Raw genomic sequence first — 12,548 nt, forward strand, 5'->3', positions numbered from 1 at the left:
GGAAAGGGAGTTTTACGTGCTCGACGTAAACGTCTTCGATGAGCTCCGCATCGGCCTGGCCACCGCCGACGACATCCGCCGTTGGTCTAAAGGTGAGGTCAAGAAACCGGAGACCATCAACTACCGAACCCTCAAGCCTGAGAAGGACGGTCTGTTCTGCGAGCGTATCTTCGGTCCAACTCGCGACTGGGAGTGCGCCTGCGGCAAGTACAAGCGTGTCCGCTACAAGGGCATCATCTGTGAACGCTGTGGCGTTGAGGTCACCAAGTCCAAGGTGCGCCGTGAGCGCATGGGACACATTGAGCTCGCTGCACCAGTAACCCACATTTGGTACTTCAAGGGTGTTCCATCACGCCTCGGCTACCTTTTGGACCTTGCTCCAAAGGACCTTGACCTGATCATCTACTTCGGTGCCAACATCATCACCAGTGTTGATGAAGAGGCACGCCACAGCGACCAGACCACTTTGGAAGCAGAAATGCTTCTGGAGAAGAAGGACGTTGAGGCAGATGCAGAGTCAGAGATCGCTGAGCGTGCTGAAAAGCTCGAAGAGGATCTTGCTGAACTCGAGGCGGCTGGCGCTAAGGCCGATGCTCGCCGCAAGGTTCAGGCTGCAGCCGATAAGGAAATGCAGCACATCCGTGAGCGTGCACAGCGCGAAATCGATCGTCTCGATGAGGTCTGGCAGACCTTCATCAAGCTTGCTCCAAAGCAGATGATCCGCGATGAGAAGCTCTACGATGAACTGATCGACCGCTACGAGGATTACTTCACCGGCGGAATGGGTGCAGAGTCCATCGAGGCTTTGATCAACAACTTCGACCTCGACGCTGAGGCTGAAGAACTGCGCGACATCATCAACAATGGCAAGGGCCAGAAGAAGATGCGTGCCTTGAAGCGCCTCAAGGTTGTTGCAGCCTTCCAGCGCTCCGGTAATGATCCAGCCGGCATGGTTCTCAACGCGATCCCAGTGATCCCACCAGAGCTTCGCCCAATGGTTCAGCTTGACGGTGGACGCTTTGCAACCTCCGACTTGAACGACCTCTACCGTCGTGTGATCAACCGCAACAACCGCCTCAAGCGCATGATTGAGCTCGGTGCACCTGAGATCATCGTGAACAACGAAAAGCGCATGCTGCAGGAATCTGTGGATGCACTATTCGACAACGGTCGTCGTGGTCGTCCAGTTACCGGACCTGGTAACCGTCCTTTGAAGTCTCTTTCTGACTTGCTGAAGGGCAAGCAGGGTCGTTTCCGTCAGAACCTTCTGGGTAAGCGTGTTGACTACTCTGGTCGTTCCGTAATTATCGTTGGTCCTCAGCTGCGTCTCCACGAATGCGGTCTGCCTAAGCTGATGGCACTTGAGCTCTTCAAGCCTTTCGTGATGAAGCGCCTGGTGGAAAACGAGTACGCACAGAACATCAAGTCTGCAAAGCGCATGGTTGAACGTCAGCGCCCTGAGGTGTGGGACGTCCTCGAAGAGGCCATCTCTGAGCACCCAGTGATGCTGAACCGTGCACCAACCCTGCACCGCTTGGGTATTCAGGCTTTCGAGCCTGTGCTTGTTGAGGGTAAGGCTATTCAGCTGCACCCACTTGCTTGTGAAGCTTTCAACGCTGACTTCGACGGTGACCAGATGGCAGTTCACCTGCCACTGTCCGCCGAGGCTCAGGCTGAAGCTCGCGTGCTGATGCTTGCATCCAACAACATTTTGTCCCCAGCATCCGGTAAGCCTTTGGCTATGCCACGTCTGGACATGGTGACCGGTCTGTACTACCTGACTCTGGAGAAGTCCGCAGAGGAATTCGGTGGACAGGGCGCTTACCAGCCAGCAGATGAAAACGGTCCTGAAAAGGGCGTGTACTCCTCACTGGCAGAAGGCATCATGGCTTATGACCGTGGCGTACTCGGCCTGCAGGCTCCTGTACGTATCCGTTTGGATCACCTGCGCCCACCTGCAGAGGTGGAAGCAGAGCAGTTCCCAGATGGATGGAACCAGGGTGAAACTTGGCTTGCTCACACCACCTTGGGTCGTGTGATGTTCAATGAGATCCTGCCTTGGAACTACCCATACCTTGAGGGCGTTATGGTCCGTAAGGGTGGCGGCTCCGACAAGATCATGCTTGGTGATGTGGTCAACGACCTCGCTGCTAAGTACCCAATGATCACCGTGGCTCAGACCATGGACAAGATGAAGGACGCTGGTTTCTACTGGGCAACCCGTTCCGGTGTCACCATCGCTATGTCTGACGTTTTGGTTCTTCCTAACAAGGAAGAAATGCTGGACCGCTACGAGGACTCTGCACGCCAGATCGAAGTTAAGTACAACCGCGGTAAGCTCACCAGCCGTGAGCGCTACGACCGTCTGGTCGAGCTGTGGAAGGACGCAACCGACGAGGTTGGACAGGCTGTCGAGGATCTGTACCCAGACGACAACCCAATTCCAATGATCGTGAAGTCCGGTGCTGCCGGTAACATGCGTCAGATCTGGACCCTTGCAGGTATGAAGGGCATGGTTGTGAACTCAAAGGGTGATTACATCACCCGTCCTATCAAGACTTCCTTCCGTGAAGGCTTGACAGTTCTTGAGTACTTCAACAACTCCCACGGTTCCCGTAAGGGCCTGGCCGATACCGCGCTGCGTACTGCAGACTCCGGTTACCTGACCCGTCGTCTTGTTGACGTCGCTCAGGATGTCATCGTTCGTGTTGAGGACTGTGGCACCCGCCAGGGTGTTCGCGTTCCTGTCGCTGCTGAAGTTTTGGATGCAACCGGTGCTGTCACCGGCTACACCCGCCATGACCTGATCGAGACTTCTGTTTCCGGTCGTGTTCTGGCAGGCGATGCAACCAACGCTGCAGGCGAGGTCATCCTTGCCGCTGGTACTGACCTGACCGAGCTCAACATTGACCTTCTTGTTGAGGCTGGTATCCAGCACGTTAAGGTTCGCTCCGTGCTTACCTGCCAGACCCCAACTGGTGTTTGCGCTAAGTGCTACGGCAAGTCCATGGCATCTGGCCAGCAGGTTGATATCGGAGAGGCTGTCGGTATTGTTGCTGCACAGTCCATTGGTGAGCCTGGTACCCAGCTGACCATGCGTACCTTCCACCAGGGTGGTGTCGGTGGCGATATTACCGGCGGTCTGCCTCGTGTTCAGGAGCTGTTCGAGGCACGTGTTCCTAAGAACTGTGCACCAATTGCTTCTGTCGATGGTGTTATCCACCTTGAGGATGAAGGCAACTTCTACACCTTGACCATCGTTCCTGACGATGGCTCGGACAACGTTGTCTACGAGAAGCTGTCCAAGCGACAGGGTCTTGCATCCACTCGCGTGGCTATGGAGTCCAACGCTGGTGCATTCATCGAGCGCACCTTGACCGAAGGTGACCGTGTCACCGTTGGTCAGCGTCTGCTTCGTGGTGCAGCGGATCCACATGATGTGCTTGAGATCCTCGGCCGTCGTGGTGTGGAGCAGCACCTCATTGATGAGGTTCAGGCTGTTTACCGTGCACAGGGTGTGGCCATCCACGACAAGCACATCGAGATCATCATTCGACAGATGCTGCGTCGCGGTACCGTCATTGAGTCCGGTTCCACCGAGTTCCTTCCAGGTTCTTTGGTTGACCTCTCTGAGGCGAAGCTGGCTAACTCTGAGGCAATCGGTGCGGGCGGTCAGCCTGCAGAGCTGCGTTCTGAGATCATGGGTATCACCAAGGCCTCTCTCGCAACTGAGTCTTGGCTGTCTGCAGCGTCCTTCCAGGAGACCACTCGTGTCCTGACTGATGCTGCTATCAACAAGCGCTCCGATAAGCTCATTGGTCTGAAGGAGAACGTGATCATCGGTAAGCTGATCCCAGCTGGTACCGGCATTTCCCGTTACCGCAACATCTCCATCAAGCCAACCGAGGCTGCACGCAACGCCGCATACTCGATCCCAACTTATGGTGAGTCGATTTACGGTGATGATGGATTCGGTGAATTCACCGGCGCATCCGTCCCATTGGATGAGGCTTTCTAGAGCAAGGAAGCTTATTCCAGCACAGCATTAATTGGTCGCTGAAAAGTTGAGACCCTGCTGCTACTTATTACAAGTAGTGGCAGGGTCTCTTTTCTTTCTTATACACAGTCGTGGGGAATAAATTCCTTAACCCCCAGAATCTTAGGTGGAACTGCAGTTCAGGCCTAGTTTTATAGGTATGTGGAAGTTATCTATCGGAATCGCAATTGGTGCACTATTGTTCGGGCTTGGACTGTGGGGTATCCACTTTGAAAACCCAGCAATTTCAATCACAGGGTGGGTCGGAACGTTCGCGTCGTTTGCTGTGTGGTTTTGGGTTGTTTGGTGGGCAGCGGTGGGAAATATAAAAAGCCCACTTTAAGATCAAGATGTATGGAAGATCAGCTCAAGCAGGAAGTTAAAGATTTCCTCACCACGCGCCGTGCGCGAATTACTCCGGCGGCTGCTGGGCTAGAAACACAGCCGTGGAGTGATCGTCGTGTCCCAGGACTTCGGCGGGAAGAAGTAGCGCGTTTGGCTGGGATTTCTTTGGAGTACTACATCCGGTTTGAGCGCGGAAACCTTAAAGGCGCATCAACTCAGATTCTGCAGTCATTGGCTAAAGCCCTCCAGTTGAGCCCGATTGAGCAAGAACACTTGATTAACCTGGCATATCGCGCCGATCATCCTCGTAACCTGCAGGAGCTCGAGCACCCCAAGGCACCCCTGCAGGAGATCGTTGATGCGATCACCCACAATCCTGCGTGGATCCGCAATGAGCATATGGACATCGTGGCCACCAACCAGCTGTGCGCGGAACTCTACACCCCAATTTTTCATGACTTGCCGGATCGCCCCAACACCGCCAGGCATTGTTTCATCGGCGCTAGCGCCACAGATTTCTGGGTCGATCGTGACCAGTTCAGCGCTGAGTTCGCGGCCAAACTACGCCTCGAGTACGCTAGGCGCCCCAGCGCGCCAGGTTTAAAAGAGCTTATCGACGAACTCCACCACAAAAGTCCCGTCTTCCGCGAGAACTGGGCGTCTGCTGATGTTACGTCCTTCGGCTCAGGAATCAAACGTTTTAAGCATCCAACGATGGGGGAGCGTTCCTACAATTATGAAACGTTTAATCTCAACAGCTCACCGGGATATGTGTTGAGCATCTACTTTTAGAATCCAAGCTGGTCGGCGGAAACCGATTGCATACTTTAACTTCGAGATCTTAACTACAATTTCGCATATTCGATACCAGTTGGGTTTTAGTTCAAATCCGACTGAAATCGGTGTTAAGAAATTGAGCTTGAGGTATCGGTAATGCGGTATCGGACTTAAGGAATCGCACTTTAGTGACCGGCACGCTCAGAGGCTTTTTAAAGCGTCGAAAATCCGCGACGAGCATTGGTATGGCTACGACTACTAAAGGGGCTTAGAAGCGATTCTGGAGCCTCATGATTTTTAGGGGTAGGCACTAAAAATCGTGCCACGCAAATGAGACCAAACATGCGTGCCAAGATCTCGAGTTTTCGTAAAATTTTGGCACATATGTTTAGTCGGTAAGGGAAAGGTGGGGAGGGGAGCGTCGAAAAGCGTTTTAATCGCGCTTCTTGGTGACTACAGTGACCCCGCCCATGAAGGCCACGCCCTTGACGCGAAGGGTGGGCGCGTTTTTGGGTAGGCGCGCGGGATTGAGCGCACCGGATTTATCTACTGATTGCTCAAATCCGCCGAGGATGCCGATGCCATCGCAGACCACAATGACGCCTTCTGGGACCAGGATCTCGATGCCGCCCATCATCGTGTATGCGTTGATTTGAATGTGGTCGCTTTCGAAGAAGGCGTCTCGTAGATCGATTTGATTGCCTCCCATGAATGCTACAGATGTGTGCTCATTAGGTACGTGCCATTCACCTTTGCGCACGGATGCGCCCAGAAAAGAAACTGAAGCTTTGGAACCGCCGGGATTTCCCGTGATGCGACTGCGCACATAATTGACTGGGTCGGAAGCATTGGGCGTAGCTGGAGTGGTGGATTGGTAGGGCGCAGGGACGTAAGAGGCACCGGGGAACTGTTGCCCGAGCAGACTGTGGGGGTTGTCATTGACATCTGAGATCAGTGCAATCAAACTGTCTAAATGGCGGGCATTCCAGGCTTTTGCTGAGCGGTCTTCAAATTCCTGTAAGGTGAGTTGACCTCGGGAAACGGCTGCAGAAAGTTCATCGACAACCTGATTTCTATTGATGTCTGTCGCGAGCTTTCTGATTGGTTCGTTTCCGGTTGGCTCAGTCATGTGTCCCATTGTAGACATCCCCGCCAATATCAATTTGGTGTTTTTAGCTGCCGCCTGATAGTGTGAACGGCTGAGTCCCACTCTTGTAGTTGGGAACTGACGGCACCTCGCACTCATGCGCGGTATCGCCCCTGGTTTTCCGGGACGCGGTGGCGCTTGTTTGCATTTGATTAGGTTGTTCGTGACATGTTTGGTCGGGCCCCAAAAAGAGCCCCCTTTTTTGCGTGTCTGGACATCTTTTCAAATCTTTCGCCATCGACAAAGCTTTAGCCTTCGTGTTCGTCCCCGGGCGTCACGTCAGCAAAAAGAACAACTCCGAAATAAGGATGGTTCATGCCAACTATTCAGCAGCTGGTCCGCAAGGGCCGCCACGATAAGACCGCTAAGGTGGCTACCGCGGCACTGAAGGGTTCCCCTCAGCGTCGTGGCGTATGCACCCGTGTGTACACCACCACTCCTAAGAAGCCTAACTCTGCTCTTCGTAAGGTTGCCCGTGTGCGCCTTACCTCCGGCATCGAGGTTTCCGCTTACATCCCTGGTGAGGGCCACAACCTGCAGGAGCACTCCATGGTGCTCGTTCGCGGTGGTCGTGTTAAGGACCTCCCAGGTGTCCGTTACAAGATCGTCCGTGGCGCACTGGATACCCAGGGTGTTAAGGACCGCAAGCAGGCTCGTTCCCGCTACGGCGCGAAGAGGGGATAATTAAAAATGCGTAAATCAGCAGCTCCTAAGCGTCCAGTAGTTCAGGATCCCGTATACAAGTCTGAGCTTGTTACTCAGCTCGTAAACAAGATCCTCATCGGTGGCAAGAAGTCCACCGCAGAGCGCATCGTCTACGGTGCACTCGAGATCTGCCGTGAGAAGACCGGCACCGAGCCAGTTGGAACCCTCGAGAAGGCTCTGGGCAACGTTCGCCCTGACCTTGAGGTTCGTTCCCGCCGTGTTGGTGGCGCAACCTACCAGGTTCCAGTCGATGTTCGCCCAGACCGTGCGAACACCCTGGCACTGCGTTGGTTGGTAACCTTCACCCGTCAGCGTCGTGAGAACACGATGATCGAGCGTCTCGCAAACGAGATTCTGGATGCAGCTAACGGCCTTGGTGCTTCCGTGAAGCGTCGTGAGGACACTCACAAGATGGCTGAGGCTAACCGCGCCTTCGCTCACTACCGCTGGTAGTACAACACGACATGAATGCCCAATCACCTTTAAGATTTACGCCTGCCGGCGCACTTCATACTTGAATAAACTGGCAGCCCGCGTTTTTCTTGGTGACTGGGCTTTTAGTCTCATTAGTGCAGTTCACAGCAGTGCACTTGAAAAATTGAATCGTTGTTTAGGCAACGTGTTACTAAAAAATCTACTTATCTTGCCTTGAGCTACTGCCTTAAACGCAAGTTAGTGGCAAAATGTAACAAGAGAATTATCCGTAGGTGACAAGCCTTTCAAACACCCGGGCATCTGTAATAGATGCCCAGGTATTGATAGGTGAATTACCGTAAACAACAAGTTGGGGTACCACTGTGGCACAAGAAGTGCTTAAGGATCTAAACAAGGTCCGCAACATCGGCATCATGGCGCACATCGATGCTGGTAAGACCACGACCACCGAACGCATCCTCTTCTACACCGGCATTAACCGTAAGGTCGGCGAGACCCACGACGGTGGCGCAACCACCGACTGGATGGAGCAGGAGAAGGAACGCGGCATCACCATTACCTCCGCTGCGGTTACCTGTTTCTGGGACAACAACCAGGTCAACATCATTGACACCCCTGGTCACGTTGACTTCACCGTTGAGGTTGAGCGTTCCCTCCGCGTGCTTGACGGCGCAGTTGCTGTGTTCGACGGCAAGGAAGGCGTTGAGCCACAGTCCGAGCAGGTCTGGCGTCAGGCTACCAAGTACGACGTTCCACGTATCTGCTTCGTGAACAAGATGGACAAGCTCGGTGCTGATTTCTACTTCACCGTTGGCACCATCGAGGACCGCCTGGGTGCAAAGCCATTGGTTATGCAGCTTCCAATCGGTGCTGAGGACAACTTCGACGGCGTCATCGACCTTCTTGAAATGAAGGCTTTGACCTGGCGTGGAGTTACCCCAATTGGTACCGAAGCTACCGTTGAGGAAATCCCAGCAGACCTCGCAGACCGTGCAGCTGAGTACCGTGAGAAGCTTCTCGAGACCGTTGCAGAGTCCGATGAAGAGCTCATGGAGAAGTACTTCGGCGGCGAAGAGCTGACCATCCCAGAGATCAAGGCAGCTATCCGCAAGATGGTTGTTAACTCTGAGATCTACCCTGTTTACTGTGGCACCGCCTACAAGAACAAGGGCATCCAGCCACTGCTCGACGCTGTTGTTGATTACCTGCCATCTCCACTGGACCTCGGCGAGACCAAGGGCACTGACGTTAAGGATCCTGAGAAGGTTCTGACCCGTAAGCCTTCCGATGATGAGCCACTGTCTGCACTTGCATTCAAGATTGCTGCTCACCCATTCTTCGGTAAGCTGACCTTCGTTCGTCTGTACTCCGGCAAGGTTGAGCCAGGCGAGCAGGTTCTTAACTCCACCAAGAACAAGAAGGAACGCATCGGTAAGCTGTTCCAGATGCACGCCAACAAGGAAAACCCTGTTGAGGTTGCACACGCTGGTAACATCTACGCGTTCATCGGTCTGAAGGACACCACCACTGGTGACACCCTTTGTGATGCAGCAAACCCAATCATTCTTGAGTCCATGGACTTCCCGGATCCAGTTATCAAGGTTGCTATTGAGCCTAAGACCAAGTCTGACCAGGAGAAGCTCGGCGTAGCTATCCAGAAGCTTGCTGAAGAGGATCCAACCTTCACCGTTCAGCTGGACGAAGAGTCTGGCCAGACCGTCATCGGCGGCATGGGTGAGCTCCACCTCGACGTTCTTGTTGACCGCATGAAGCGCGAGTTCAAGGTTGAGGCAAACATCGGTGACCCACAGGTTGCATACCGTGAGACCATCCGTAAGTCGGTTGAGTCCCTCAGCTACACCCACAAGAAGCAGACTGGTGGTTCCGGTCAGTTCGCTAAGGTCATCATCTCCATTGAGCCTTACGCACCTGCAGCAGAAGAACTGGAAGAGGGCGAGTCCGCAATCTACAAGTTTGAGAACGCTGTTACCGGTGGTCGTGTTCCTAAGGAATACATCCCATCCGTTGACGCTGGTATCCAGGACGCAATGCAGTACGGTTATCTCGCTGGTTACCCACTGGTGAACGTCAAGGCAACCCTTGAAGACGGCGCTTACCACGACGTTGACTCCTCTGAAATGGCCTTCAAGCTCGCCGGTTCCCAGGCGTTCAAGGAAGCTGTTGCAAAGGCAAAGCCAGTTCTTCTTGAGCCAATCATGTCCGTCGAAATCACCACTCCTGAGGAGTACATGGGTGAAGTCATCGGTGACGTGAACTCCCGTCGTGGCCAGATCGCTTCCATGGATGACCGTGCAGGCGCCAAGCTGGTCAAGGCTAAGGTTCCACTGTCACAGATGTTCGGTTACGTCGGTGACCTGCGTTCCAAGACCCAGGGTCGTGCAAACTACTCCATGATCTTCGATTCCTACGCAGAGGTCCCAGCCAACGTTGCAGCAGATGTTATTGCTGAGCGCAACGGCACCGCTTCCTAAGAACCTTTAAGGTCCGTAGGAAAACGTCGAAAAGCATTTTGCTTTTCGACGCCCCACCCCACGCTTCTCAACGTGTCAGTAGAAGCGTAGGGTAAGTGGGGTAGCGGCTTGTTAGATATCTTGAAATCGGCCTTCAACAGCATTGATTTCGATGTATTTAGCTGGCCGTTACCCTGCGAATGTCCACAGGGTAGCTGGTAGTTTGAAAATCAACGCCGTTGCCCTTAGGATTCAGTAACTGGCACATTTTGTAATGCGCTAGATCTGTGTGCCCAGTCTTCCAGGCTGCTGATCACAGTGAAAGCAAAACCAATTCGTGGCTGCGAAAGTCGTAGCCACCACGAAGTCCAGGAGGACATACAGTGGCAAAGGCGAAGTTCGAGCGTACCAAGCCCCACGTAAACATCGGCACCATCGGTCACGTTGACCACGGTAAGACCACCACCACCGCGGCTATCACCAAGGTTCTGGCTGACGCTTACCCTGAGCTCAACGAGGCTTTCGCCTTCGACTCCATCGATAAGGCTCCTGAGGAGAAGGAGCGTGGCATCACGATCAACATCTCCCACGTTGAGTACCAGACCGAAAAGCGCCACTACGCACACGTTGACGCTCCAGGCCACGCCGACTACATCAAGAACATGATTACCGGCGCTGCTCAGATGGACGGCGCAATCCTCGTTGTTGCTGCTACCGACGGCCCAATGCCTCAGACCCGTGAGCACGTTCTTCTTGCTCGCCAGGTTGGCGTTCCTTACATCCTCGTTGCTCTTAACAAGTGCGACATGGTTGAGGATGAGGAAATCATCGAGCTCGTCGAGATGGAAGTTCGTGAACTTCTTGCTGAGCAGGACTACGACGAAGAGGCTCCAATTGTTCACATCTCCGCTCTGAAGGCTCTTGAGGGCGACGAGAAGTGGGGCAAGCAGATCCTTGAGCTCATGCAGGCTTGCGATGACAACATCCCAGACCCAGTTCGTGAGACCGACAAGCCATTCCTCATGCCTATCGAGGACATCTTCACCATCACCGGTCGTGGCACCGTTGTTACCGGTCGTGTTGAGCGCGGTACCCTGAACGTGAACGATGATGTTGACATCATCGGCATCAAGGAGAAGTCCACCTCCACCACCGTTACCGGTATCGAGATGTTCCGTAAGCTTCTTGACTCCGCTGAGGCTGGCGACAACTGTGGTCTGCTTCTCCGTGGTATCAAGCGCGAAGATGTTGAGCGTGGCCAGGTTATCGTTAAGCCAGGCGCTTACACCCCTCACACCGAGTTCGAGGGCTCTGTCTACGTTCTGTCCAAGGATGAAGGTGGCCGCCACACCCCATTCTTCGACAACTACCGTCCTCAGTTCTACTTCCGCACCACCGACGTTACCGGTGTTGTGAAGCTTCCAGAGGGCACCGAGATGGTCATGCCTGGCGACAACGTCGACATGTCCGTCACCCTGATCCAGCCTGTCGCTATGGACGAGGGCCTGCGTTTCGCTATCCGCGAAGGCTCCCGCACCGTTGGCGCTGGTCGTGTCACCAAGATCATCAAGTAATTTGATGCTCTACCTGTTGAAGCCTTTTAGGCTTTAACAAACAAAGCAGCGGCCCCAGAGGAATTATCCTCTGGGGTCGCTGCTTTGTTGTGTGTACATTCGGCACCAAAATTCTGGCAAAAAGGGGCCAAACTTAGGAAATCTTGGTGTCGAATTCACATCGGGGTTCTAGCTAAAACTGCTCTGCATAAGAACTAGGAGTTACTCCAGTTTGCCTTTTAAACGCCCTGCCAAAGGAACTGGCGGTAGAGTATCCGACGCGAAAAGCCACAGAATCAACTGGGAGTCCGAGTTTGATCAATCGCTTTGCCTCACTGATCCGGCAATGCATCCGCCATTCCTGGAAGGTTAATCCGGTTTCGTTGCAGAATTCTCGCTCGATCGTCCGGGGCGATGTATGAACGAAACGTGCCAACTGTTCAAGGGTGCGTAAATCGCCAGGGTTCTCGTTAAGGAATTCTGCAATCTGCCGAGAAGCAGCGCTTTGTGGCCACATCGGGCTATTCATGTGTTCAACTATGCGGTCAACGACATATTGGTCAAGTGCGCCCCGATCATGAATGAGAGACGAATCGCTTTGCACCATGCTCATGAGTAGATCAGATAGTTCGGCATTGACGTGCAGAATGTGTGAACTCGTTAGCTCTGCGTTGATATTGACGTGGGATTTAGGGAAGAAGATTCGCAGGAGTAACGAGTTGGAATTTACATAAAGGCTGTGTCTAAAACCGGCTGGTACCCACAAGGCTTCATCGGCTCGAAGAACCTTTGGATCGTCATTCAGGGAGATAGTAGAAGTTCCTCGATACTGCCAAAACAGAATGTGGCTTTCGGGGTGGAGTCGATCAGTGACCACTATTGGCTCAGTAATTGGAAATGCTGGGGCTTGGACAGTTTTAGAGGTCATTGTCATCGTCATTGCGGATCTCCTACTGGACACAATCAGCTCGAGGGAAATTCGGGTTTCGTCGAATAGTCGACTTTAGAAGCTTTGTTGGCGCAAAATGTTTACCAAGAAAGCTTAGCCTGTCCTATGCTACTTTTTCGACCCTGGATCT

At 53.5% G+C, this 12,548-nt stretch carries 8 protein-coding genes; 6 read left to right on the top strand and 2 right to left on the bottom strand.

Annotation, left to right across the window (positions count from 1 at the left end):
• The first annotated feature begins 16 nt into the window (after positions 1 to 16).
• Both N24_RS03260 and N24_RS03270 read left to right on the top strand, forming a co-directional pair.
• Entirely contained in the window at positions 17 to 4,018 is a 4,002-nt protein-coding gene (locus tag N24_RS03260) for a DNA-directed RNA polymerase subunit beta' (protein WP_096454292.1), read from the top strand.
• Between the two features lie 372 nt (positions 4,019 to 4,390).
• Positions 4,391 to 5,173 carry a helix-turn-helix domain-containing protein gene (locus N24_RS03270; protein ID WP_096454296.1) on the top strand — a complete coding sequence of 261 codons (783 nt, stop codon included), beginning with the start codon at positions 4,391 to 4,393 and terminating at the stop codon, positions 5,171 to 5,173.
• Between the two features lie 418 nt (positions 5,174 to 5,591).
• On the opposite strand, the gene N24_RS03275 is transcribed toward N24_RS03270, so the two are convergent.
• Positions 5,592 to 6,287 carry a DUF1707 SHOCT-like domain-containing protein gene (locus tag N24_RS03275; RefSeq protein ID WP_096454298.1) on the bottom strand — a complete coding sequence of 232 codons (696 nt, stop codon included), beginning with the start codon at positions 6,285 to 6,287 and terminating at the stop codon, positions 5,592 to 5,594.
• Between the two features lie 333 nt (positions 6,288 to 6,620).
• On the opposite strand from N24_RS03275, the gene rpsL reads away from it, so the two are divergent.
• From rpsL to tuf, 4 genes are all read left to right on the top strand, one after another.
• Complete coding sequence (gene rpsL / locus N24_RS03280) at positions 6,621 to 6,989, top strand: 30S ribosomal protein S12 (RefSeq protein WP_053544129.1); 369 nt, start codon at positions 6,621 to 6,623, stop codon at positions 6,987 to 6,989.
• A gap of 6 nt (positions 6,990 to 6,995) precedes the next feature.
• Positions 6,996 to 7,463 (top strand): 30S ribosomal protein S7, encoded by a 468-nt coding sequence (gene rpsG, locus N24_RS03285; protein WP_096454300.1) that lies wholly within the window; start codon positions 6,996 to 6,998, stop codon positions 7,461 to 7,463.
• Between the two features lie 344 nt (positions 7,464 to 7,807).
• On the top strand, positions 7,808 to 9,937 hold the full coding sequence (gene fusA, locus N24_RS03290; RefSeq protein ID WP_096454302.1) for an elongation factor G: 2,130 nt from the start codon (positions 7,808 to 7,810) through the stop codon (positions 9,935 to 9,937).
• Positions 9,938 to 10,299: 362 nt separating this feature from the next.
• Positions 10,300 to 11,490, top strand: a complete 1,191-nt coding sequence (tuf, locus tag N24_RS03295) for an elongation factor Tu (protein ID WP_003854225.1) — start codon at positions 10,300 to 10,302, stop codon at positions 11,488 to 11,490.
• Between the two features lie 172 nt (positions 11,491 to 11,662).
• On the opposite strand, the gene N24_RS03300 is transcribed toward tuf, so the two are convergent.
• Positions 11,663 to 12,409: a helix-turn-helix domain-containing protein gene (locus N24_RS03300; protein ID WP_096454304.1), complete on the bottom strand. Its 747-nt coding sequence runs from the start codon at positions 12,407 to 12,409 to the stop codon at positions 11,663 to 11,665.
• Between the last annotated feature and the right edge of the window lie 139 nt (positions 12,410 to 12,548).

The organism is Corynebacterium suranareeae, from assembly GCF_002355155.1.
Classification (GTDB): domain Bacteria; phylum Actinomycetota; class Actinomycetes; order Mycobacteriales; family Mycobacteriaceae; genus Corynebacterium; species Corynebacterium suranareeae.